We start from the raw sequence: 22,701 nt of genomic DNA, 5'->3' as shown, positions 1-22,701 counted from the left end.
TTCAGAGGTCGTCAGGCAGGATGTATGGGTCCGCCACGCCCAGGCTGGCAAGCAGGGTGCGCTCTTCGGCCTCCATCGCCTCGGCCTCGGCCTCTTCCTCATGGTCGCGGCCAAGGACGTGCAGGGTCCCGTGGACGACCAGATGGGTCAGATGGTTGGCGAGGCTCTTGCCCTGCGCCTGCGCCTCGTCGCGGCAAACGCCGAAGGCCAGGACGATGTCGCCGAGATGGGCGGGGGCGCCCGGCATCGGCATGTCCCCGCCCGGGAAGGACAGGACATTGGTCGGCCGGTCCTTGTCGCGGAACTGGGCGTTGAGCAGCTGGACCGCGCCGTTGTCGGTCAGCAGGACGACGAGGCCGCCCTCGACATCTCCCAGCGCCGCCTGCGCGGCCCGTTCGACAATGGCCTCGGCGTCCGGCAGGGCCTCCGTCCAGTCGTCGGCCTCGATCTCGACCTCGATCAAGGTCTCGCTCATTGGGCAGGGTCTTCGAGGTCGGCCTTCGGACGGCTGCCAGCCGAATCGGCGTCATAGGCGCGCACGATCCGCTCGACCATGGCGTGGCGGACCACGTCGCGGGCCTCGAACTCCAGCACCCCGACCCCCTTCACATCGCGCAGGATGCGCAGGGCATGGGCCAGTCCGGAATCGCGCGGATTGAGCAGGTCGATCTGCGACGGGTCGCCGGTGACCACCATGCGCGCGCCTTCGCCGAGACGGGTCAGGACCATCTTCATCTGCAGGCGGGAGGTGTTCTGGGCCTCGTCGACGATGATGAAGGCGTGGCTGAGAGTGCGCCCGCGCATGAAGGCGATGGGGGCGGCTTCGATCTCGCCCTTGTCGCGGCGGCGCTGGACGTCCTCGGCGCCGAGGATGTCGTTCAGCGCCTCCCAGATGGGAGCCAGATAGGGGTCGACCTTCTCGTTCAGGTCGCCGGGCAGGAAGCCCAGCTTTTCGCCCGCCTCGACCGCCGGTCGGGTGATGACCAGCCGGTCCACCTGACCGCGCCGCAGCAGGGAGGCGCCATAGGCGGCGGCGAGGAAGGTCTTGCCGGTGCCCGCCGGGCCGACGCCGAAGCTCAGCTCGTGATTGGCCAGAACGTCCAGATAGCGGGCCTGGGCGTCGGTCTTGGGCACGATGGCCCCGCGCCGGCCGATGGGCAGGGCCAACGGATCGACACGACGGCCGCCGCCGGACACGCCGGTGCGGGCCACGCCGATGGCGGCGCGGACGTCGGCCTCATTGACCTCGGCGCGCTGGGCGATCCGGCCGGCCAGGGTCTCGATGACCTGTTTGGCGTTTGCCCGGTCGCGGGCGCCGCCGTTGATCGACACCCCGCCGCCGGGCGCCTCGATCAGCACCTTGAACGCGTCCTCGATCAGGGCGACGTGACGGCTGTTGGGCCCGATGACGGCGTGCAGGGCGTCGTCGTCCAGCTCCAGGAACTCACTCTCTCTCGCCACTAAGCGACCTTCTGTTGGAGCAGCTGGCCGGTGAGGCTGTTCTGCTGTCCGCTGATGATTTCGACCGGAACGATCTGGCCGAGCAGATGATCCGCGTCGTCGACGTGGACCGATTGGAGCCAGGGCGAGCGGCCGATGGCCTGGCGCCCGTGGCGGCCCTTTTTCTCGAACAGGACGTCGACCGTCAGGCCGGCGCGCGAGGCGTTGAAGGCGGTCTGCTGTTCGAACAGCAGGGTCTGGAGCGCCTGCAGCCGTTCGCGCGACACGGCGTCGGGCACCTGGGTTCCCATGCCGGCGGCCGGGGTGCCCGGGCGCGGCGAATACATGAAGGAGAAGGCCGAGGCGTAGTTCACCTGACGGACCAGATCCATCGTGTCCTCGAAATCCTTGTCCGTCTCGCCTGGGAAGCCGACGATGAAGTCGCCGGACAGGGCGAGGTCAGGCGTGGTTTCGCGGATGCGGGCGATCAGGTCGATGTATTTCTGACGCCCGTGCTTGCGGTTCATCAGCCGCAGGATCCGGTCCGAGCCCGCCTGAACCGGCAGGTGCAGCCAGGGCATCAGGGCGGGCAGCTCGGCATGGGCGGCGATCAGGTCGTCGGACATGTCGTTGGGATGGCTGGTCGTATAGCGGATACGGTCGATGCCCGGGATTTCGGCGAGCGCATAGGCGAGCCTCGCCATGGTCCAGACGCCGTCGGGACCCGCCCCATCATAGGCGTTGACGTTCTGGCCCAGCAGGGTGACCTCGCGCACACCCTTGGCGGCCAGACCCCGTGCCTCGGCCAGCACGTCGGCGACCGGACGCGACCATTCGGCGCCGCGCGTATAGGGCACCACGCAGAAGGTGCAGAATTTGTCGCAGCCCTCCTGCACGGTCAGGAAGGCCGTCGGGCCCTTGACCCCGCGAGCCGCGGCGCCTTCCGCCGACAGGGCGTCGAACTTTTCATTGGGGGCGAAGTCGGCGCCGATCCGTTCGCCGCGCGCCCGGGCGTTGCGGGTCAAAAGCTCGGGCAACTGGTGATAGGCTTGGGGGCCGACGACCAGATCGACGGCGGGCTGGCGCCGCATGATCTCCTCGCCCTCGGCCTGGGCGACGCAGCCGGCGACGGCGATGGTCATGCGGCCCTCGCCGCGGGCCAGCTTCCTGTCCCGCATCTCGCGCATCTTGCCGAGCTCGGAATAGACCTTCTCGGCCGCCTTCTCGCGGATGTGGCAGGTGTTCAGAATGACGAAGTCGGCGCCCTCGGCCGTATCGGTGGCCGCATAGCCGAGCGGGCGCAGGACGTCGGCCATGCGCTCTGAGTCGTAGACATTCATCTGGCAGCCGTAGGTCTTGATGAAGAGACGCTTCGGCGGCGTCTCTCCGATCCCGGCTGCAGGGGGCGCGCTTGCGGGCGCGAGAGTGTCGGTCATGTGGGTCTTAATAAGGGGCTGCGGGGCGTTTCGCCACTGCGGCCCGAAAGACCTCGGGCTCAGTGGTCGTGGCGGGCGCCGTGACGGGTGAAGATCAGACCTTCGCGCTTGGAGGGCTCGGCGCCTTCGATAGCCGTGCCGTAGAGCTCGAGCTTGTGTCCGACCAGCTGGAAGCCCAGGCGTTCGGCGATCTCGGTCTTCAGCCGCTCGATCTCGGCGTCGAAGAATTCGATGACCTCTCCGGTGCGGGTGTCGATCAGGTGATCGTGGTGATCGTCGCCGGCCTCTTCATAGCGGCTGCGGCCATCGCCGAAATCGTGCTTCTCGACCACCCCGGCTTCCTCGAACAGGCGCACGGTCCGGTAGACGGTGGCGATCGAGATATGAGGGTCGATGGCGGAGGCGCGGCGGTACAGCTCCTCCACGTCCGGATGATCCTCGGCGTTCGACAGCACCCGCGCGATGACGCGCCGCTGCTCGGTCATACGCATGCCGCGTTCGGCGCAAAGCTTTTCGATCCGGTCCATGGTTCGACAGAATAGAGACGACCTCAGCCGGAGGGAAGTCGCTCCGGCCATGCAAGCGTAAGAAGAAGCGCGTCGACGCGGCTTCCGTCCGATTTTTCGTAATAGTTCCTGCGGCGCCCGGTCTGTTCGAAGCCGAGGCGGGCGTACAGGGCGCGGGCGGCGACGTTGTCCTCGGCGACCTCGAGGAACAGCCGGTCGGCCCCGGTGCCGGCGGCGACCTCAGCCGCGGCGCGGGTCAGCTGTGCGCCGAGACCCGCGCGACGGGCCGTCGGACGGACGGCCAGGGTCAGGATCTCGGCCTCGTCCAGCACAACGCGGCACAGGATGAAGCCGTCCGCAGCGGTGACCGCGAAGACACCGGCCTGACCCAGAAGGCTGTCGAAGGCGGCGGCGTCCCATGGGGCATGGAAGGCCTCGGCATGAATCGCGGCGAGGGCGGATGGGAGGTCGGGCGCGACTTCCGGGGCCGAGGCCACCGTCAGACCGTCGGCCGGATGCGGCGGCGGCGAATCGGTCACGACGGCCTGGCGGGCCGCGCCTGTCCCGGCAGCCGGGTCGGCGGGGTCGCATCGGGCGCGCGCAGATAGAGCGGCGTCGGCGGCGAGGTCGCCGGATCGGCGGCGATCGTCAGGGCGGCGAGGGCGGCGGGGGTCGGGACGGTGAGCGGCTCGGTCGCGAGACCGTCAGTCACGAGCGCCGCCCCGTTGCCCGCCCAGAGACGGGCCTCGCCGGATAGAGTCTCGCGCGCGGCGTCGAGGCCAAGCGCTGTGGGAAGCATGGTCGGGACGCCGTCGGCGAAGGTCTGCAGATAGACCTGGCCCCGGCGGGCGTCGATGACGGCGGCGGTCGCGCCGGTCCCGCCGTCGGCGGAGCGGGCGAGGGCGGCCAGGGTCGAAATCCCGACGACCGGCACGCCGAGCGCGGCGCCCAGCCCTTGGGCGAAGGCGAGGCCGACGCGCAGGCCGGTGAAGGAGCCGGGACCAACGGTGACGCCGATGCGTTCGATGCCGTTGAAGCCGCCGGCGTCCGCCACGGCGTCGCGGACGAGGCCGCCGATCCGCTCCTGATGCCCTTTGGCCATGGGCTCGACACGCACGCCCAGCGGCCGGTCGCCGTCAAAGACGGCGGCGGTGCAGGCGTTCAGCGCCGTATCGATGACGAGGACCTTCATGCGCGGACCTCTATCCGCGCGCGGCCGGGAAGGCGAGGGGGCTCGCCGCCGCTTACCTTGAGGCCAGCGCTTCCACGATCGTTGCAACCGCGCGCCGGGCGTCGCGGCTTTCGATCAGGCCGAAGCCCGTCGCCACCGCTCGCCCTTCAGTGCTGGCGGTCAGGAAGCGCAAGCCTGTCAGCCATTCCGCCTCTGCGGCGTCCGCTCCGGAAGACCCGCCCGGCGGTCCCGCCCATCCCGGCGCCGGTGCGGGCGGCGGGAAGAAGCCTGCGGTCGCGGCGCCCAGCACGGTCGCGATCCGGTGCAGGCGGGAGACCGAGACCCGGTTCGTCCCGGCCTCATATTTCTGGATCTGCTGCGGACTGATGCCCAGCCGGTCGGCCAGCCCCTGTTGCGACAGGCCGAGGGCCGCGCGGCGCTGGGCGATGCGCGCGCCGACGAAGGCGTCGATCTGGTCCGGCGATCTCGGCATGGCATCCCTCCCGCTTCGTCCGGGGAGAACAGTTTCATGAAACGAAAAGCGTTGCAACTTATTCGTTTCATGACTTCGTGCGAGGTCAGGGATCGAGGCGGGCGATGACGGCAGCGACACGGAGGGCGCGGGCGCGGTCCAGCACGGTTTCGGCATCCAGCCCGCCGGGGCCGCCGCGCAGATACAGGCGGTCAGCGTCGGCGCGGTCGTAGAGGCGGATCAGGCGCGAGCCGTCGGTCAGGTCGATGACGCAGCCCTGATCCCGGCGCGGCCAGCGTCCCGGATCGAACTCCAGCACCACCCCCGAGGCGGCCCAGGGGGCGAGGTCGTCGTTGGAGAGTTGCAGCCGCTCCGTTGCAGAGAGCGCAGCGGCCGGGGCGCCGGTCCAGCCGCGCGCGCCGCTTTCGACGCCCTTCACGGCGGGCGCAGGCGCGTCGGTCGTGATCCGGGCGGCGGCGAGGGCGAGGTCTTCAGGGCTGGCGTCGAGGGCAGCGGTCAGGCGGCGCTGGACGTCAGGACGAAACAGGCCGGGCCGTTTTCCGGCCTCATACAGGCCCCAGCCCTGACTGGTCATGTCGAGCCGGGCGCCGGCCTCGGCCTGACTCAGCCCTCGTTCGCGGCGCAGGCCGGCCAAAGCCTCGCCGAGGGCGCGTACGTCGCTGTCCTGTTCGAAGCGGGGCATGGGCGAAGGATGGCAGGCTTGCGGGCAGGCGGCCAGAACGAATTGGTTTCAGTGAAACCCGGCTGGAGGTGACCTAAATCACCTGCTCCACGCGCGTCACTTCCGGCACATAGTGTTTCATCATCTGCTCGACCCCGGCCTTGAGGGTGGCGGAGGAGGAGGGGCAGCCGGCGCAGGCGCCGCGCATGCGGAGCGAAAGCACGCCGCTGTCTTCATCGAAGGAATCAAACAGGATGTCGCCGCCGTCCTGGGCCACGGCCGGACGGATGCGGCTGTCGAGCAGGGCCTTGATCTCGGCGACGATCTCGGTGTCCTCGCTCGTGTCGGTGGCGGCCTCTTCGGTGCGGATCAGCGGGGCGCCAGAGGTGAAATGGTCCATGATGGCGGCCAGGATCGGCGGCTTCATCTCCGACCAGTCCAGACCGTGCGGGGCCTTGGTCACCGAGACATAGTCGGCGCCGAAGAAGACGCCAGCGACATCCTCCAGATTGAACAGGGCCTCGGCCAGGGGCGAGGCGGCCGCCTGGTCGATGTTCAGGAACTCGCGCGCGCCCAGCGGGGCGACATCGCGTCCCGGCAGGAACTTCAGCACGTTCGGATTGGGCGTGGGTTCGGTCTGGATGAACATGGGCTGCAGATGCGCTCAACAAGGCCCGCGTTCAAGACGGGTACGACTGCTCCAGCTCATATTCGCTGCCGTGCTCGGTCAGGGTGCTGGAATAGAGACCGAAGCGGTCGATGCGGATCGGCGGCGAATGCAGCAGATTGTGGTTCGAGACCCAGGCCCCGATCCGGTCCGGATTGGTCTGGGTCTTGAGATAGGCCAGGGTCAGGTGGGGCTTGTAGACGCGTGGCTCCATGCGGATCCCGGCCCGTTCGGCCGCCGCCTTGCAGCGGCCGGCCAGGACGTTGAGTTTCTCACTGGGCTCGACCCCGGCCCACAGGGTGTCGACCTGATGAGCGTCGCCACGGGTCCCGACACCCTTCAGCACGATCTCGAACGGATCGACCGGGATGCGCGACAGCTCGCCGGCCAGATCGTCGGCCTGACGCTCGGGCACGTCGCCGTAGAAGGCCAGGGTGATGTGCAGGGCCTCTTCCGGCCGCCATTTCGCGCCCGGCAGTCCGGTCTGGCGCCGTTTCAGGGTCTGGGCGACGTCCCACGGAATGGGCAGGGCGGTGAACAATCGAAGCATGCGACCCTTGGTAGCGGGGCGGATCGACGCGGGAAAGCGCACATTCCCTTGCATGGCGGGGTCCAGACCCCGATATTTCAGCCAAGGCCGGGGACGTGCTCCGGCCAAGAGGAGATTGATCTCGCGATGAGCGACTTCAGAAACGGTTTCACCAATGTGGCGCCCGCCTCGGCCGACATGTCGGTCGACGCCGGACTGCGCGGCTTCATGCTGGGCGTCTATAACAAGCTGGCGCTCGGCCTCGTGGTCGCGGGCGTCCTGGCCTATGTCACCGGCAATGTGCCGGCCGTACAGCAGCTGCTGTTCGCCGTCGGTCCCGACGGCCGCGTCGGCCTGACCCTGCTGGGCATGATCGTCCAGTTCTCGCCGCTGGTCATGCTGTTCGGCTCGATGTTCTTCATGCGCAACCCGACCGCGGGCGGCGTGAATCTGCTGTACTGGGCTGTGGTCTCGACCATCGGCGCCGGTCTCGGCATCCTGTTCCTGCGCTATACCGGCGGTTCGCTGGCCACGACCTTCCTGATCACGGCGGCGGCTTTCGGCGGCCTGAGCCTGTTCGGCTATGTCACCAAGCGCGACCTCTCGCCGATCGGCACCTTCCTGATCATGGGCGTGATCGGCCTGATCATCGCCTCTGTCGTGAACATCTTCCTGCAGTCGCAGACCTTCTACCTGATCATCAGCGCCATCGGCGTGCTGCTGTTCTCGGGTCTGATCGCCTTCGATACGCAGCGCCTGAAGATGACCTACTACCAGCTGGGCGGCGACCAGCAGGCGATGGGCGTGGCGACGGGCTTCGGCGCCCTGAACCTGTTCATCAATTTCATCAACCTGTTCCAGTTCCTGCTCGCCTTCACGGGCGGCCGTCGCTGAGTTCAGGCGGAAGCCAGACTACCGAGAGGCCCGGCGGAAACGCCGGGCCTTTTTCGTTTCTTCTCCATGAAATGGGGAGGGAAACGTGAAGGGTGGGAGGGGCTAACCTGCGCCGCCTCTATTCCACGATCTGGAATTTGCGGCTGTCGAAGACGCGCAGGACCTGATCCAGTTCGCGGCCGCGTTTGAGCACCATCCCGCCCTCGCCGATGACGGCCCACTGGCCCTGACGGGTCTGCAGCGCCGGTCGTTTCTCGATCCGGTAGAGGGGGGCGTCGCCCGAGCGACGGAAGATGGCGAACTCGGCGACGTCCTTGTGGCCGACCATGGCGTAGTCGCGCCATTCCCCGGCGGCGACCATGCGGCCATAGACGCGCAGGATCAGGTCCAGCTCCTTGCGGTGGAAGAAGACGGGACCGGGTGAGGGCTGCCCATCGGGACCCGCCGCGTTCGGATCAAAGCTCATTCCCTCAAGTTAGGCCGCTATCGGCCAAACGCCAGCGCCGAAGCGGAACAGTTCGCCCTGAAAATAATCGGCGGCGACACGAAATGGCCCCGTTTCGGTCCAGCCACGGCCAGCTTGCCCGGTGAAATACAAACCGTCGGCCAGACGGAGTTCGGAAGCGTCCCGGATCCTGAACAGCCCCCCCAGCCCCCCTGGATGTTTCCAGCAACGGGCTCCGTCGGGCCGACGCTTCCTCCAAGCGAGACGCCCGCTGCCGCCCCCCTCCCCCCTCCGGCGCAGCGGGCGTTTTGCTGTCCGGCGTCTGGTTCGGGTTGAGGAAGCCGTCGGGGATCACTCCCCGACGTTGATCTCCACCGTCTCTTCGCCGCGCTTGACCGTCAGGGTCGTCATGCCCTGATCGGCCTCGAGCGCCGCGGCCAGACCGGCCAGATCCGTCACCTCGCGCTCGCCCACCTTCGTGACGATGTCGCCGGCCGTCAGCTTGTGCTGGGCCGCGTCCGAACCGCCCTCGACCGAAACGACCAGCACGCCCGTCTGCGGCGTGGCGTCATCCTTCGGCGCCTCTGCAGGAGGCAGGGCCTGGAACTGGGCGCCGAAGGCCTCGATGGCGGTCTTGCCGACCGCGACCCGCACCGGCTCGGCTGTGGCGACCGTCAGGGCGGTGGTGTGCTCACGCCCGTCGCGCAGATAGACGATCGGCAGGCGGGTGCCCGGAGGGGCGATGCCGACCGTGGCCTGGACCGAGCCGGCGTTGGCCACCGGACGGTTCTGGATGCGGGTGATGATGTCGTTCTTCTGCAGGCCCGCCGCCTCGGCCGGAGAGCCGGGGGTGACGTCCTCGACCACGGCGCCGCGCACAATGCCCAGACCGAAGGCCCGCGCCCGCGTGGCGGTCAGGGAGCCCATCATCGCTCCGATCTTGCCGCGCGTGACCTCGCCGTGCTCGCGGATCTGGCCGACGACGAACATCAGGATACGGGTCGGGACGGCGAAGGCGATGCCGTCGTTACCGCCGGTGGCCCCCATGCCCAGCGGGTCCGAGCCGCCCGACAGGATGGAGGTGTTGATGCCGATCAGACGCCCGCGGCTATCCAGCAGCGGCCCGCCGGAGTTGCCCGAGTTCACCGCCGCATCGGTCTGGATATAGTCCTCGACCGCATCGCCCAGACCCGACCGGCCCAGACCCGAGATCACGCCCATGGTCAGGGTCTGGTCGAGGCCAAGCGGATAGCCGACCGCGAAGGCCAGGTCGCCGGTCCTCAGGGTGTCGGAATCGACGATCTCCACCTGCGACAGGTTCGGCGCCTCGATCTTGAGCACGGCGACGTCGGTCGCCTTGTCGACCCCGACGAGGGTGGCGTCGAACAGCCGGCCGTCGGTCATGTCGACGGTGAATTTGGTGCCGCCGTCGACCACGTGGTTGTTGGTGACGATGATCCCCTGACGTGCGTCGATGATCACGCCTGAGCCGCTCTGCAGGGGCTTGGGTTCGTTCTCGCCGGTGGTCGGGCCGCGCGAGGAGCCCAGGGTCGTCACCTGGACCACGGCGGGCAGGGAGCGTTCCAGACCGGTCGCGAAGGTGAAGACCCCGCGCCGCTCGTCATAGGGCAGGGGGAATTGCGGCGTCCGGCTCGCCGGAGCCGGGGCGGCCGCCGGACGCGGCGCGCGATAGGGGGTCGGCGGAATCTGGGCCGGGGGCGGCGCGGTCGCGGCGGGGGGCGTCGGCTTGGGTGTCTGGGTCAGGCCCGCGCCGGGAAGGGTCAGCAGGACCAGGGCGACGGCCGAACCCGCCATGAAAACCGAACGTGACATCAAGTCTTTCCCCCGGGCGCGACGCGTCCTCGCGGGCGGCCGGACCTCAACCTAGCGCGAGAATTGCGCCGTGACGATGGTCCCCGGCGCGGCGTCATCAATCGTCATTTCCGCCCCGTGACGACGCAGGACGGCGGCGACGAAGGTCAGGCCCAGACCGTGGCTTTCGCGGCCTCCGGCCTCGGCCGAGGCGGACCTCAGCGCGGGGTCGGACAGCAGGCGAGGATCGAGCCCCGGGCCCCGATCCCGCACCGACAGGGCCGGCTTCCCGGCCGCGATGAAGGCCCTGAGGGTCACCGTTCCGCCGTCGGGCGAGAATTTCACCGCATTGTCCGCCAGATTGGCCGCGGCCCGCTGCAGCAGGGAGCGGACCCCGAGAACCGACACCGGTCCGTCGGGGCGTTCGACCCGAATGACCACGCCCCGCGCCTCGGCCAGGGGCTCATAGAGTTCGGCGACCGCTTCGGCCAGATGGTCCAGCCGGACCTCCTCGAACAGCCAGGCCTCGCCTTCGCGCAGGGCCATGGCCTCGTTCATGGCCCGGCTCAGCGCCTTGAGATCGTGCGCCGCTTCCAGACCCAGACGGCTGCGTTCGTCGGGGTCTTCGGTTTCGGCCAGCCGCTCCATCCGGGCCGTGGCGCGGGCCAGGGGAGTGCGGAAATCGTGGGCCAGCTGGTCGGCCGAATCGCGCAGCCAGCTGAGCAGCTCCTCCAGCCGGTCCAGCGTCCGGTTGGCCTGAACCGTCAGCTCGGTCAGTTCCGGCGCCACCCCAACCTCGGCTGCGCGCACCGAGAAGTCGCCGACGGCGGCGCGGTCCAGGGCCTGGCTGACCCCGGTGATGGCCAGCGTCAGGCGGCGCCGGGCGAAGGCGGCCGCGGCCAGCCCCGAGATCAGGATGACGGCCCCGGTCAGGGCCACGGCCAGCACCGCCCAACCCAGCGCGCGCCCCGTCGGATCGACCACCCGGCCGACGATGATGTTCAGCGACCCGACGGTGCGGCGCACGACCACAGCCTCGACCGTGCGGCCCGGACAGAGTTCGCCGCGCGCCAGTTTCACCCGCCAGACATTGTCGCCCAGCCTCGGCAAGCGTTCGCGCGGCGCGGTCTCCAGCGCGGCCAGACCGGCCGGCTTGCCCACGGGCGCGCGGATGTAGCGAACCCCGGCCCCGCCACGACCGGTGCGGCAGGTCTCTTCCAGCGATCCGGGGTCGCGTCCGGGCCCGCTCTGGAAGGCGCCGAGCCAGGCCGACAGATAGGCGGCGTCCCCGGCGGTCAGTTCGGACGGGTTGAAGTCGGTCTCGACGCCCAGTTTGGAGACCATGGCGGCATAGTCGTCGAGCGCCGACAGGGCCGCCTGCTGGCGCTGGTCCATCCGCACCGCCTGCCCCGTCAGGACCAGCGAGCCGGTGAGGGCGAGCGCCGCCAGCACCGCCAAAGCCGAGGCCAGCTGGGTCGAGGTGCGCCGCGCCAGCCAGTCCCGCAGCACCCGCATCAACGGTCGAGGTCGCGGAAGATCAGGCTCTGGCTGCGCGCCGAGACGATCAGGGGATGCAGGTCCTCGCCCACCTCCGGCGCCTGTTCCTTGAGCCGGCGGCGCAGGGCGCTGATGCGGGCGTCGATGATGTTGACGAAATTCTCGGGCAGGAATTTCCACTCCACCCAGCAGCGATCCCACAGCATGGTCTTGGTCACCGGCTGGCCGCGCGCCGTCATCAGCTCGTGGACGATGGCGAACTCCAGCGGCGACAGATCGATCAGCCGGGCGCCGGTTTCGAGCTCCAGCTTCAGGGTCCGGGCGCCGGGCGACAGGCGGAAGGGCCCGTTCAGGATGTCGGCGCCGGCGGGTTTGGCATGACGCGCCGTGCGGCGGATCTGGCAGCCGATCCGGGCCAGCAGCTCCTCGTCGCCGACGGGCTTGGCCAGATAGTCGTCGGCGCCGCCCAGCAGCCCCTCGACCTTCTGCCGCTCACCGCCCAGCGCCGTCAGCATCAGGGCCGGCGTATCCGCGCAGGGGCCGCCCGAGGCGCGCAGCCGCTTGAGGGTCTCCAGTCCGTCGAGGCCCCTGGTCAGGCGATCGAGGATCAGGACGTCATAGGCGCCGGACGCGCAGGCCTGCAGCGCCGCCTCGCCGGTATCGAACCGATCCACGGCCTCGAACCCGGCGCGCAGCAGCCGGTCGGCGACGTGCTCGGACAGGTCCGGATCGTCCTCCAGCAACAGGGCGCGACGGCCGTCGAACATGGCGGTCATGGCCGCGAAGGCCTGCTCCGCCGATTTCGTCTCGAGATCCATGGTCACGCCCGCACTCCTCAGCGACCGACGATACGGCGTGGGCGCGGAATGACAATGGCCGCCGGGGTGACGGTTTCTGATGGCTCGCGCGGTTCCACCTCCCCCAGAAGGGGAGGAGAAGACTGCGCTCAAGTAGTGAGCGACCGCGTCGCGAACGTAGCGCGGCGGCGAAGCCGCCCCACTAGAAAGCGCTTTCGCCCGTGATGGCCCTGCCGAGGATCAGCGCATGCACATCATGCGCGCCTTCGTAGGTGTTGACCGTCTCGAGGTTCATGGCGTGGCGCATGACATGGAGCTCGCCGGTGATGCCGGCGCCGCCGTGCATGTCGCGGGCCTCGCGGGCGATAGCCAGGGCCTTGCCGCAGTTGTTGCGCTTCATCATCGAGATGGTCTCCGGCACCCAGGCGCCGGTGTCGAGCAGTCGGCCGAGGGCATAGGCGCCCTCGAAGCCGAGGAAGATTTCGGTCTGCATGTCGGCCAGCTTCTTCTGCACCAGCTGGCGCGAGGACAGGGGGCGGCCGAACAGCATCCGTTCGCCGACATAGTCCCGCGTGGCGTGGAAACAGAATTCGGCGGCGCCCATGGCTCCCCAGGCGATGCCGTAACGGGCCTTGTTCAGGCAGGAGAACGGACCGCGCAGACCCTTCACGCCCGGCAGCAGATTGGCCTCGGGCACGAAGACGTCGGTCAGGCCGATGTCGCCGGTGATCGACGCGCGAAGGCTGAGCTTGTCGCCGATCTTCGTCGTGGTGAAGCCCTCGAAGCCCCGCTCGACGATGAAGCCGCGGATGACGCCGTCCAGCTTGGCCCAGACGACCGCGAGGTCCGAGATGGGCGAGTTGGTGATCCAGTATTTGCCGCCGTTCAGGCGATAGCCGCCCTCGACCGCCTCGGCTTTGGTCTTCATGGAAGCCGGATCGGAGCCGCCGTCGGCTTCGGTCAGGCCGAAGCAACCGACCAGCTCGCCCGCCGCCATCCGGGGCAGGAAGCGCATCTTCTGTTCTTCGGAGCCGAAGGCGTAGATCGGATACATGGCCAGCGACGACTGGACGCTCATGGCGGAGCGGTAACCCGAATCAACCGCCTCGATCTCGCGCGCGATCAGGCCATAGGCGACGTGGCTGACGCCCGAGCCGCCGTACTGTTCGGGCAGGGTCGCGCCGAGGAAGCCCATCTGGCCCATCTCGGTCATGATCGACCCGTCGAAGGTCTCGTCCCGGAAGGCGGCGACCACGCGCGGCAGCAGCTTCTCGCGGGCATAGGCCCGGGCCGCCTCCTGAATGGCGCGCTCGTCCTCGGTCAGCCGGCCGTTGAGGTCGAAGGGATCGTCCCATTTGAAGGTTTGGGCTGCGGATGCGGCGCCGTCGGCCATATGAATCGTCCCGGTCTCTGTGTGTTTCAAGGCGTTCAGCGGATCGTGACGCGTCGTGACGATCCGGCCCCTGTTGTTGTTCGCGGTTTAGGGCAGAATGGCTGCTTCGGGTAGGGGCTGGCCCGAGGCAGCTCCGATACAGCGAGGACCGTTTCATGATCCGCAGGCTGAAGACCCTGTTCGCCGATCATCCGCGCGAGGTGGGCGAAACCTATCTGGAGCATTCGGCGACGGCCTTCGGCATGGGGATGCGGCTGGCCCGGCTGTCGGCGACGGCCTTCCTGCACGGCCTGGTGCCGGGAGTATGCAAGACCGCCGTCTCGGACGAGATCAAGGTCATGGCCCGCGACCTCGGCGGCCGGGCGGAAGAGGCGCGCGAATGCCGGATGCGTGATGCGGGCGTCTGGGATCCGGGTCTCTAGCCCCCGATCTGACTGGGTAATCCACCTGATAGGCGCCTCAGGGCGTCGGGAACACTGTCCCGGCAAGCGGCGCCGCGATCCCCGGCTTCGACCGCCGAGGACTTTCGATGAAGACCATCGCCCTGCTCGCCGCCGCCGGCGCCCTCTCCCTGGCCGGCGCCGGTTCCGCCAACGCCCAGGCCCTTGAGGACCGCTTCTGGTTCGAGGCCTCGGCCTTCAAGCCGGACATCGACACCCATGTGAAGGTCTCCTCGCCGAACGGGGCGATCGGCACGGACATCAGCCTGGAATCCGATCTCAACCTCGCCGACCGCGAGACCCTGCCGGACATCTTTGTCGGGGCCCGGCTGGGCAGCCGGTGGACGGTCACTGGCGAATATTTCGCCCTCGATCGCGACGGAACGGTCGGGCTCTCGCGCGATATCGTCTTCGACGACGTCACCTATCCGACCGGGGTGTCGCTCTCCAGTTCGTTCGACACCAGCGTCTATCGGCTCAGCGTGGCCTATTCCTTCATCCACAACGACCGGGCCGAGGCCGGGGTGTCGCTCGGCGCCCATGTGACGAGCTTCGACCTCCAGCTTTCGGGCGAGGGCCACATCGGCTCGGCCGCGATCCAGGCCGTGCGGCGTGAGAGAGACGCCCTGGCGCCCCTGCCGACGCTGGGCCTTTACGCCGGCTATCGCATCACGCCCAAGCTGAGCATCGGCGGGCGATTCGATTACATGTCGCTGGGCGTCGGCGACTATGACGGCGAACTGACCAACGCCCAGGCCACCATCTCCTATCGCCTGTTCAGGAACGTCGGGGTGGGGGCCATGTACCGCTACGTCGACTATGGTCTGCAGATCGACAAGGACAAGTGGAAGGGCGACATGTCCTACCAGTTCTCCGGCCCGGCGGTCTTCCTGCAGGTCGGCTTCTGACAGCAGCCCCTCGTGACCGCCTTCTCCCCGAGGGAGAGACGGGTTAGGCAGGGGCATGACTGCTTCCCAAGGCCCCCTCTCCGGCGTTCGCGTGCTCGACCTCTCGCGGGTGCTGGCCGGGCCCTGGGCGACGCAGGTTCTGGCCGATCTGGGCGCCGAGGTGATCAAGATCGAACGGCCGGGCGCGGGCGACGACACCCGCAGCTGGGGCCCGCCCTTCCTGAAGACGACCGATGGGAGGCGCGGCGACGCGGCCTATTTCCTGTCGGCCAACCGGGGCAAGAAGTCGGTGACGCTGGATATCGCCAGCGAGGAGGGCGCGGCCCTCGCGCGTGAGCTGGCCGCGACCTGCGACGTCGTCATCGAGAACTTCAAGACCGGCGGGCTGAAGAAGTACGGCCTCGACCACGCCAGCCTGACGGCGGTCCACCCGAAGCTCGTCTATTGCTCGATCACCGGCTTCGGTCAGGACGGGCCTGACGCGGCGCGGCCTGGCTATGATTACATGATCCAGGCCATGGGCGGGTTGATGTCGATCACCGGTCAGGCGGACGGGTCGCCGGGCGCCGAGCCGATGAAGGTCGGGGTCGCCGTGGTCGATCTGTTCACGGGCATGTACGCGTCAAACGCCATTCTCGCCGCCCTGTTGCACGCCCGCGCGACGGGGGAGGGGCAGCATATCGACCTCGCCCTGTTCGATGTTCAGGCCGCCATGCTGGCCAATCAGGCGACGAACTTCTTCGCCTCGGGCAAGGCGCCGACGCGGATGGGTAACGCCCACCCCAACCTCGCCCCCTACCAGCCCTTCCCATGCAGCGACGGGATGATCGTGGTGGCGGTCGGTAACGACGGCCAGTTCCGGGCCTTCGCGAAAGCGCTGGGCGCCGAGGGCCTTGGAACCGACCCCCGCTTCGTCTCCAACGCGCTCAGGATCGAGCACCGCGCCGTCCTGACGGCTGAAATCTGCGCCCTCACCGCCGGGCTGACGATGCGCGAACTGACCGTGGCGCTCGACGCCGCCGGCGTGCCGTGCGGGCCGGTCAATACGATCGATCAGGTGTTCGAGGAGCCGCAGGCCCTCCACCGCGGCTTGGTCGTCGAACAGGCACGTACCGATCTGGACGGGCCGGTGAAAACCGTCGCTTCTCCGATCCGCCTGTCGAAAACCCCCGTCGCCTATGACGCCGCCCCGCCTGCCCTGGGGCAGGATACGACGGCGGTGCTGGAGGCGCTGGGTGTCGATGAAGGACGGCTGACCGCCCTGCGCGACAAGGGCGTTATTTGAGGGCCAGCGTCACCTGTTTGATGTCGACATATTCGTCGATGCCGTGGATCGAGCCCTCGCGGCCGTAGCCTGACGACTTGACCCCGCCGAACGGGGCGACGGCGGTGGAGATCAGGCCGGTGTTGATGCCGATCATCCCCGCCTCGATGTGACGGCCGATGCGCATGGCCCGGTCCAGATCCTTGGTGAACAGATAGGAGGCGAGGCCGAACTCACTGTCATTGGCCATGAACAGCACCTCCTCCTCGGTCTCGAACGGGAAGACGGGGATCAGGGGGCCGAAGGTCTCTTCGCGGCGGAACAGTTCGTCCTTGCCGCCGAGGGTCACGGTCGGCTGGAAGAAGCGGCCGCCCAATTCGTGGCGCGCCCCGCCGGTCAGGACCCGGCCGCCGTCGGCCTTCACATGGGCGAGGTGTTTCTCGACCTTGTCGATGGCCTTGTCCTCGATCAGGGGGCCGACCTTGACGCCGTCCTCGAAGGCCGGGCCAACCGGAATCTTCGCCACTTCCGCGGCCAGCTTTGTGGCGTATGCCTCGGCAACCGAGGCCTCGACATAGACGCGGTTGGGACAGACGCAGGTCTGGCCGGCGTTCCTGAACTTGCCCTTGATGGTCTCGGCGACCGCCTGATCCAGATCGGCGTCGGCGAAGACGATCAGGGGGGCCGCGCCGCCCAGCTCCATCGACACACGCTTCAGGGTGTCGGCCGACTGTTTGGCCAGCAGGCGGCCGATCGGAGTCGAGCCGGTGAAGGACAGTTTGCGGATCAGGGGCGAGGCGGTCAGGACGCCGCCGATGGTCGCCGCATCGCCGGTGATAACGCTCAGCGCGCCCTTCGGCAGCCCCGCCTCATAGGCCAGTTCGGCAAGCGCGATGGCGGTGAAGGGCGTCTGCGAGGCTGGCTTGACCACGGCGGTGCAGCCGGCGGCGAAGGCGGGACCGAGTTTCCTCGTCAGCATGGCCGCCGGGAAGTTCCACGGGGTGATCAGGGCACAGGGGCCCACTGCCTCGCGGAAAGTCAGGATGACATGGCCCAGCGGGCTGTCCTGGGTCTCGCCGATCAGCCGCTCGGCCTGACCCGCGAACCATTTGAGGAAGCTGTTGGCATAGGCGACCTCGCCCTTGGCCTCCTCAAACGGCTTGCCGTTCTCCAGCGCCATCAGGGCGCCCAGACCCTCGGTGTTGGCGTCGATCAGGGCGGCCCAGTCGCGCAGGAATTTCGCGCGCTTGTGCGGATCGCTGCGCGACCATTCGGGGAAGGCGTCGTGGGCGGCCTGGATGGCGCGCTCCGTCTCGGCGGCGCCCAGATCGGGGATATGGCCGATGATCTGGCCGGTCGCCGGGTCGTCGACGGGAATGCCGTTGGAATCGGCGGGAATGGCCTCCCCGGCGATCAGGGCGTGTTGGCGCAGGAGCTTCAGACCGGCGTCGCGGGCGGCGGTGTTCATGGCGGGACCCTCGTCGATGATGTGCGATCTCTAACGCCGTGACGTCGCGTCAGGGCGCAAAAAAATCGCGGATCACTGACCGATCGTGTCGAGGTCGCGCCCTCTGGTCTCCGGCAGGAAGATCAGGGCGGTGACGGCGGCGACGGCGGTGAAGCCCAGCGCGTACCAGAGGCCAAAATAGATGTTCCCCGACCAGGCCACGAGGGCGAAGCTGGCGGCGGGCAGCAGGCCCCCGATCCAGCCGGTGCCGATATTGTAGGGCACGCTCATGGCCGTGTAGCGGATGCGGGTCGGGAAGAGCTCGACCAGGGCCGCCGCCTGGGGCCCGTAGACGGCGGTGGCGGCGACCATGAAGATCATCAGCACCCCGAAGACGCCCCACCAGTTGAACCGGGCGGGATCGGCTTTCGCCGGATAGCCGGCCTCGACCAGCGCCGCCTTCAGCCGGGTCTCGACGTCGGTGCGCGCGGACTTGAGCGCGGCGCCCGACAGCTTGCCGGCCTCGACCGAGGCGACCTCCTGTCCGCCGATGCGGACGACCGCGACCGATCCGGTCGGGGCGGCGACATTGCTGTAGTTGACCCCGGCGTTCGACAGGACCGACTTGGCCAGGTCGCACGACGAGGTGAAGGCGGTCTTGCCGACCGGATCGAACTGGACCGCGCAGGTTGCGGGGTCCGCGACGACCGTCACCGGCGACGCGCCTTGCGCCTCCGCCAACGCCGGATTGGCGGCGCGGGTGAGGGCGTTGAAGCCGGGGAAGACGGCGATCAGGAACAGGATCATCCCGCCGATCATCACGGGCTTGCGGCCGATCTTGTCCGAGAGCCAGCCGAACAGAACATAGAGCAGGGCCGAGGCCACGGTCAGGGCCAGGATCATGCCGTCGACGGTTGACGCCTCGACCTTGAGCACGCGCTCCATGAAGAAGCGGGTGTAGAAATAGCTGGCGTACCAGACGGCCCCTTGCGCGAACATGATCCCGACGAGGGCGACCAGGACCCAGCGGGTGTTCTTCCAGCTCAGGAAGCTTTCGCGGAAGGGAGCGTGACGGCCCTGGCTCTCGGCCGCCATCTTCACGAAGGCCGGGCTCTCGTGCAGGCGCACGCGAATCCAGAGGGAGACGATCAGCAGAAGCGCCGACAGGCAGAAGGGGATGCGCCAGCCCCAGGCGTCGAAGGCCTCGACGCCGAGGATCGCCCGGGTGGTCAGGATGACGACCAAAGCCAGGATCAGGCCCAGCGCCGCGGTGGTGTTGATGTAAGACGTTAGCAGGCCACGCGTCTTTCGCGGCGCATGTTCGGCCACATAGATGGCCGCGCCGCCGTATTCGCCGCCCAGCGCAAAGCCCTGCAGCATCCGCATGACCAGCAGCAGGATCGGGGCTGCCAGGCCGATCGCGCCGTAGTCGGGCAGCAGGCCGATGGCCACGGTGGCCAGACCCATCATGGTGATGGTGACGAGGAAGGTGGTCTTGCGGCCGGTCTTGTCGCCGAACCAGCCGAAGGCGAGGGCGCCGGCGGGCCGGACCACGAAACCCAGGCCGAAGGTCAGCAGGGCCAGGATATAGGACACCGCCTCACCCGCATCGGCGAAGAAGTGACGGGCGATGATGGTGGTCAGGGAGCCGAAGACGAAAAAGTCGTACCACTCGAAGGCAGTGCCGGCGGCAGAGGCCGCGACCACGGTCTTCAGGCCCGGTTCGGCGCTCTTGTCGGCTGCGGCTGTCGTCATCGGAATCTCCCCGGCGGCCTCTGACGGGCCGTCCCGTGCGGACCCTAGCGGCAGGGGTCTGTCGGGGGAAGCGCGGCGGTTGGGCGCGGGGCGTCAAAAAACCCCGTCGGTGGGGCGACCGGCGGGGTTCTTGATCTATCGGCGGCTCTCTCCAACCGCCGATATCTGATTAAATCGCGTCCGGGGAAATTAGTTCCCCTTGGCTTCCTCGGCGGCGCCGGTCACGGCATGGCCGGCGGCGGCGGTGTCGCGGCCCACGCCCGAAACCGTGTTGCAGGCGGCGGTGGTCAGGGCGGCGGCGGCGGCGAACAGGACGAACATCTTGCGCATGGCGGAACTCCGGGAGGGGCGGCGCGGACATCGCGCCGGGTGTGCCGGATCAACGCGACGAAGGCTTGGCGGTTCCGACCAGATCGGCGATGTCCGTCGGCACCACGGCCTCGGGTGTGGCGAAGACCATGCGGGCGATCGTGCCGCCGTTCGGGCCACGAAGGATTTCGGCCTCGCCTCTCAACTGTTTGGCGAAGGCGCCCATCAGGGTGCGTCCGACCCCGGCGGTGACCGCGGCCTGATCGGGGCCCGGACCGTCGTCCTGGACCTCCAGCACGCTCTTGTCGCCGTCGACCTTGAAGCGGACCTTGAGCTCGCCGCCGCGCCCGGCGAAGGCATGCTTCTGGGCGTTGGAGACGGCCTCGACCAGCCAGAGGGCAAGGGGCGCCAGCTTGTCCGGATCGACCACCAGACTGTCGGCCTCCACCGACGACGACACCATGGGGCCTCGCATGGCCTCGGCGGCGACCAGCTGGCCGACCAGCTCGTTCAGGAACTCGCGGGCGTCGGCATAGCGGATGTTCTCGGACTGGTAGAGGGTGCGGTAGATCAGGGCCAGAGCCGAGATCCGCTGACGTGTGTCGCCCAGCGCCGCTTTGGCCGGAGCGTCGGTCAGGGCCCGCTGCTGCATCGACAGCAGGGACGAGATGATCTGCAGATTGTTCTTCACCCGGTGGTGGATCTCGCGCATCAGCGCGTCCTTTTCCGTCAGGCTCTCGGTCAGCATGCCGTCGCGGGTGGTGATGTTCTCGGCCAGCTCGTCCAGGGTCTGGGCGAGAAGGCGGATTTCCGAAGGAGCGTTGGCGGCCTGGACCGGGCGCACCGAGAACCGGCCGCGCGCATAGATGGCGGCGATCCGCTCCAGATAGTCGAGCCAGCGGATGACCACCCGCTCGGTCACCAGCATGACGGCGGCGAAGGCGGCCAGCCAGGCGGCGAAGGGCAGGAGGATCGAGCCGATCGGGTTCAACTGGGCCCAGGACAGCAGGCCCGGCGCGGGGGCCGAAAGAAGGACATAGACGTCGCGGCCCGCCAGGGCGGCGCCGGCATAGACCCGGTGCTGACCGAGGCTGTCGTCGGCCTCGAACAGGGCGGTCTCGTCATTGCGGGCGCGCTCGACCCAGCCTTCCAGGGTGCGATCGCCCTTCAGGCGGAAGGCGCGGACGTCGGTGGCGGTCAGGACATGGCCCTGGGCGTCGGTCAGGGCCGCCTGGGCGCCCTTGGGCAGGGCGGGGTCGGTGACGTCAGGCTGCAGCCGATCCAGCGGAATGACCGCGACCATGGCGCCGTCGAACCGTCCCAGAGGCCGTTCGATGCGCGAGGCCACGACCAGACCGGGGCGCGGCGCCGTCGTCGAGGCCGACCGCTGGACGACCAGCGCTTCTCCCGCGGCCACACGCTGGAACCAGGGACGGGCCCTGACCGTCGCCGAGGTCGTCGTGGGAAGAGGCGGGCGCGAGGAACAGAGAATGTCCCCGGTCGAGGCCATCCGGTACAGGGCCTCATAGTCGTCCAGCCGCTCGATCAGGGCGCCGAGCCGCGGGCCGCAATTCGGACCGGTCGCCTCGGGACCGAGCGCCTCGAGCAGGATGGTGGTGCTGTCCAGCCGGGCCTTGGTCGTGGCCGCGGCGCGGGCGGCCGCCAGCTGCAGGTCCGAGCGACGGTCGGCGGCCTGGTCGCGGAAGTCGGCCTGGGTCTGGATCGCGCCCAGCACCAGAATCGGCAGCAGGGCGATGGCCATGGCCACGCCCAGCCGAAAGCGAATGCTCTGGAACCGCCGCGAGCCCGAACGGGACTTGAGAGTGAAACGCCTTTTCAGGTCGCGTCCAAGAGAGCGGCCCAGGGAGTGGCCGATACGCACCACGGGCTCAGACCTGCCTGGCGCCGCTCAGACGATCCGCGTCGGCCAGGATGGACCGCATGGCGTCACCGGCCGCCTTGCCGTCGCGGGCGTAGCCGCCGCGCTCCAGCGTGGCCAGCAGGGCCCGGCGGGCGCGACTGACGCGGCTCTTCACCGTCCCGACCGCGCACTGGCAGATCTCCGCCGCCTCTTCGTAGGCGAAGCCGCCGGCGCCGACGAGGATCAGGGCTTCGCGCTGTTCCTCGGGCAGGGTGTTCAGGGCCATGCGCAGTTCGTCCAGGGCGACGGGCGCCTCGGGATCGTCGACAGCGACCAGGGTTCGTTCGGCGGCTTCCTGATCCAGCTGCGACTGACGCCAGGACCGGCGCTTCTCGGAATAGAACTGGTTGCGCAGGATCATGAAGGTCCAGGCCTTCATGTTCGTGCCCATCTGATAGCTGGCACGGGCGTCCCAGGCCTTCATCATGGCGTCCTGGGCCAGGTCGTCGGCCGCGGTCGGATCGCCGGTCAGGGTCCGGGCGAAGGCGCGCAGATGCGGGATCAGGGTGACCAGCTCACGCTTGAATCCGGCGTCATCGGCCGAAGGCGGTTTGGGCGGCGCGGGCGGCCGCGAGGAGGACACGCTCATTCGCCGCCCTTTTCGCCCGCATTGTCGTCGGCGCGCCGCAGAATGGCGAGGAATTCGTCGGGGATGGGCTCGTTGACCACCTCGTCGAACATATGGCGCAGCTTCACGCCGATGGCCTGCTGACGCAGGCGGGCTTCTTCCAGCCCGGCCTCGCCTGTGGGAGCGGCCTTGCGCCGGGAGGAGTCAGGAGTATCGATCATGGACAATTAGGCCGCCACCCGTTGCACGCATTCAAGGACGCGCCGATCTTTGCGATCGACGTCATTATGGAACCGGACAACGTCGGCCAACGGACACGGTTCCGGTTATAGATGCAAAAATATGGTC

The 22,701-nt window shown here is 68.6% G+C and carries 25 protein-coding genes; 4 read left to right on the top strand and 21 right to left on the bottom strand.

Features of this window, described 5'->3' with window-relative positions:
- Nucleotide 1: 1 nt before the first annotated feature.
- The 10 genes from ybeY to thpR all read right to left on the bottom strand — a co-directional run bounded on the left by ybeY (nucleotide 2) and on the right by thpR (nucleotide 6,924).
- The gene (ybeY, locus tag AC07U0_RS04780; protein WP_494718868.1) at nucleotides 2-475 is read right to left on the bottom strand and encodes an rRNA maturation RNase YbeY; all 474 of its coding nucleotides are present in this window, start codon (nucleotides 473-475) and stop codon (nucleotides 2-4) included.
- Complete coding sequence (locus AC07U0_RS04775) at nucleotides 472-1,461, bottom strand: PhoH family protein (RefSeq protein ID WP_494718867.1); 990 nt, start codon at nucleotides 1,459-1,461, stop codon at nucleotides 472-474. Before AC07U0_RS04775 ends, ybeY begins: the two co-directional genes overlap by 4 nt.
- The gene (gene miaB, locus AC07U0_RS04770) at nucleotides 1,461-2,876 is read right to left on the bottom strand and encodes a tRNA (N6-isopentenyl adenosine(37)-C2)-methylthiotransferase MiaB (protein ID WP_494718866.1); all 1,416 of its coding nucleotides are present in this window, start codon (nucleotides 2,874-2,876) and stop codon (nucleotides 1,461-1,463) included. Before miaB ends, AC07U0_RS04775 begins: the two co-directional genes overlap by 1 nt.
- 59 nt (nucleotides 2,877-2,935) lie before the next feature.
- A complete protein-coding gene (locus AC07U0_RS04765; protein WP_207869338.1) occupies nucleotides 2,936-3,403 on the bottom strand; it encodes a Fur family transcriptional regulator in 468 nt (155 codons plus the stop codon).
- A 23-nt stretch (nucleotides 3,404-3,426) separates the two neighbouring features.
- Nucleotides 3,427-3,921 carry a ribosomal protein S18-alanine N-acetyltransferase gene (rimI, locus tag AC07U0_RS04760; RefSeq protein ID WP_494718865.1) on the bottom strand — a complete coding sequence of 165 codons (495 nt, stop codon included), beginning with the start codon at nucleotides 3,919-3,921 and terminating at the stop codon, nucleotides 3,427-3,429.
- The gene (gene tsaB, locus AC07U0_RS04755) at nucleotides 3,918-4,574 is read right to left on the bottom strand and encodes a tRNA (adenosine(37)-N6)-threonylcarbamoyltransferase complex dimerization subunit type 1 TsaB (protein WP_494718864.1); all 657 of its coding nucleotides are present in this window, start codon (nucleotides 4,572-4,574) and stop codon (nucleotides 3,918-3,920) included. Before tsaB ends, rimI begins: the two co-directional genes overlap by 4 nt.
- A 52-nt stretch (nucleotides 4,575-4,626) precedes the next feature.
- Nucleotides 4,627-5,046 (bottom strand): helix-turn-helix domain-containing protein, encoded by a 420-nt coding sequence (locus AC07U0_RS04750; protein WP_494718863.1) that lies wholly within the window; start codon nucleotides 5,044-5,046, stop codon nucleotides 4,627-4,629.
- A gap of 85 nt (nucleotides 5,047-5,131) precedes the next feature.
- Nucleotides 5,132-5,728, bottom strand: a complete 597-nt coding sequence (locus tag AC07U0_RS04745; RefSeq protein WP_494718862.1) for a helix-turn-helix transcriptional regulator — start codon at nucleotides 5,726-5,728, stop codon at nucleotides 5,132-5,134.
- 73 nt (nucleotides 5,729-5,801) lie between these two features.
- Complete coding sequence (locus AC07U0_RS04740) at nucleotides 5,802-6,356, bottom strand: NifU family protein (RefSeq protein ID WP_494718861.1); 555 nt, start codon at nucleotides 6,354-6,356, stop codon at nucleotides 5,802-5,804.
- Nucleotides 6,357-6,387: 31 nt separating this feature from the next.
- Complete coding sequence (gene thpR / locus AC07U0_RS04735; RefSeq protein WP_494718860.1) at nucleotides 6,388-6,924, bottom strand: RNA 2',3'-cyclic phosphodiesterase; 537 nt, start codon at nucleotides 6,922-6,924, stop codon at nucleotides 6,388-6,390.
- A gap of 126 nt (nucleotides 6,925-7,050) precedes the next feature.
- Here thpR and AC07U0_RS04730 point away from each other — a divergent pair, with 126 nt between their 5' ends.
- Nucleotides 7,051-7,797, top strand: coding sequence for a Bax inhibitor-1/YccA family protein (locus tag AC07U0_RS04730; RefSeq protein ID WP_494718859.1), 747 nt, complete (start codon nucleotides 7,051-7,053; stop codon nucleotides 7,795-7,797).
- Between the two features lie 118 nt (nucleotides 7,798-7,915).
- Here AC07U0_RS04730 and AC07U0_RS04725 read toward each other — a convergent pair whose 3' ends face one another.
- The 5 genes from AC07U0_RS04725 to AC07U0_RS04705 all read right to left on the bottom strand — a co-directional run bounded on the left by AC07U0_RS04725 (nucleotide 7,916) and on the right by AC07U0_RS04705 (nucleotide 13,741).
- Complete coding sequence (locus AC07U0_RS04725; protein WP_494718858.1) at nucleotides 7,916-8,263, bottom strand: DUF2794 domain-containing protein; 348 nt, start codon at nucleotides 8,261-8,263, stop codon at nucleotides 7,916-7,918.
- 330 nt (nucleotides 8,264-8,593) lie between these two features.
- Complete coding sequence (locus tag AC07U0_RS04720; RefSeq protein WP_494718857.1) at nucleotides 8,594-10,075, bottom strand: trypsin-like peptidase domain-containing protein; 1,482 nt, start codon at nucleotides 10,073-10,075, stop codon at nucleotides 8,594-8,596.
- 51 nt (nucleotides 10,076-10,126) lie between these two features.
- Nucleotides 10,127-11,569 carry a sensor histidine kinase gene (locus AC07U0_RS04715; RefSeq protein WP_494718856.1) on the bottom strand — a complete coding sequence of 481 codons (1,443 nt, stop codon included), beginning with the start codon at nucleotides 11,567-11,569 and terminating at the stop codon, nucleotides 10,127-10,129.
- On the bottom strand, nucleotides 11,569-12,369 hold the full coding sequence (locus AC07U0_RS04710) for a response regulator transcription factor (RefSeq protein WP_494719189.1): 801 nt from the start codon (nucleotides 12,367-12,369) through the stop codon (nucleotides 11,569-11,571). Before AC07U0_RS04710 ends, AC07U0_RS04715 begins: the two co-directional genes overlap by 1 nt.
- A 181-nt stretch (nucleotides 12,370-12,550) precedes the next feature.
- Nucleotides 12,551-13,741, bottom strand: a complete 1,191-nt coding sequence (locus AC07U0_RS04705) for an acyl-CoA dehydrogenase (protein ID WP_494718855.1) — start codon at nucleotides 13,739-13,741, stop codon at nucleotides 12,551-12,553.
- A 155-nt stretch (nucleotides 13,742-13,896) separates the two neighbouring features.
- Between AC07U0_RS04705 and AC07U0_RS04700 the strand changes: the two genes are divergently transcribed.
- The 3 genes from AC07U0_RS04700 to AC07U0_RS04690 all read left to right on the top strand — a co-directional run bounded on the left by AC07U0_RS04700 (nucleotide 13,897) and on the right by AC07U0_RS04690 (nucleotide 16,374).
- A complete protein-coding gene (locus tag AC07U0_RS04700) occupies nucleotides 13,897-14,163 on the top strand; it encodes a DUF6356 family protein (RefSeq protein WP_492034724.1) in 267 nt (88 codons plus the stop codon).
- A gap of 107 nt (nucleotides 14,164-14,270) precedes the next feature.
- Nucleotides 14,271-15,089 carry a hypothetical protein gene (locus AC07U0_RS04695; RefSeq protein ID WP_494718854.1) on the top strand — a complete coding sequence of 273 codons (819 nt, stop codon included), beginning with the start codon at nucleotides 14,271-14,273 and terminating at the stop codon, nucleotides 15,087-15,089.
- A gap of 55 nt (nucleotides 15,090-15,144) precedes the next feature.
- Nucleotides 15,145-16,374: a CaiB/BaiF CoA transferase family protein gene (locus AC07U0_RS04690; RefSeq protein ID WP_494718853.1), complete on the top strand. Its 1,230-nt coding sequence runs from the start codon at nucleotides 15,145-15,147 to the stop codon at nucleotides 16,372-16,374.
- On the opposite strand, the gene AC07U0_RS04685 is transcribed toward AC07U0_RS04690, so the two are convergent.
- The 6 genes from AC07U0_RS04685 to nepR all read right to left on the bottom strand — a co-directional run bounded on the left by AC07U0_RS04685 (nucleotide 16,367) and on the right by nepR (nucleotide 22,574).
- On the bottom strand, nucleotides 16,367-17,821 hold the full coding sequence (locus AC07U0_RS04685) for an NAD-dependent succinate-semialdehyde dehydrogenase (protein ID WP_494718852.1): 1,455 nt from the start codon (nucleotides 17,819-17,821) through the stop codon (nucleotides 16,367-16,369). The two genes, AC07U0_RS04690 and AC07U0_RS04685, sit on opposite strands and share 8 nt — an antisense overlap.
- Before the next feature lie 72 nt (nucleotides 17,822-17,893).
- Nucleotides 17,894-19,555 carry an MFS transporter gene (locus tag AC07U0_RS04680; RefSeq protein WP_494718851.1) on the bottom strand — a complete coding sequence of 554 codons (1,662 nt, stop codon included), beginning with the start codon at nucleotides 19,553-19,555 and terminating at the stop codon, nucleotides 17,894-17,896.
- 189 nt (nucleotides 19,556-19,744) lie between these two features.
- Nucleotides 19,745-19,885 (bottom strand): entericidin A/B family lipoprotein, encoded by a 141-nt coding sequence (locus tag AC07U0_RS04675; RefSeq protein WP_492946514.1) that lies wholly within the window; start codon nucleotides 19,883-19,885, stop codon nucleotides 19,745-19,747.
- Nucleotides 19,886-19,934: 49 nt separating this feature from the next.
- Nucleotides 19,935-21,746, bottom strand: coding sequence for a sensor histidine kinase PhyK (gene phyK, locus AC07U0_RS04670; protein ID WP_494718850.1), 1,812 nt, complete (start codon nucleotides 21,744-21,746; stop codon nucleotides 19,935-19,937).
- Between the two features lie 7 nt (nucleotides 21,747-21,753).
- Nucleotides 21,754-22,374 (bottom strand): sigma-70 family RNA polymerase sigma factor, encoded by a 621-nt coding sequence (locus tag AC07U0_RS04665; RefSeq protein WP_492946516.1) that lies wholly within the window; start codon nucleotides 22,372-22,374, stop codon nucleotides 21,754-21,756.
- Nucleotides 22,371-22,574, bottom strand: a complete 204-nt coding sequence (gene nepR / locus AC07U0_RS04660) for an anti-sigma T factor NepR (RefSeq protein WP_207869305.1) — start codon at nucleotides 22,572-22,574, stop codon at nucleotides 22,371-22,373. The genes AC07U0_RS04665 and nepR overlap by 4 nt, the downstream gene beginning before the upstream one ends.
- Between the last annotated feature and the right edge of the window lie 127 nt (nucleotides 22,575-22,701).

Source organism: Brevundimonas sp. GW821-FHT02A10 (assembly GCF_059422025.1).
The sequence above is the reverse complement of the archived record's forward strand: the minus strand, read 5'-3'. Positions and strand labels throughout refer to the sequence as shown.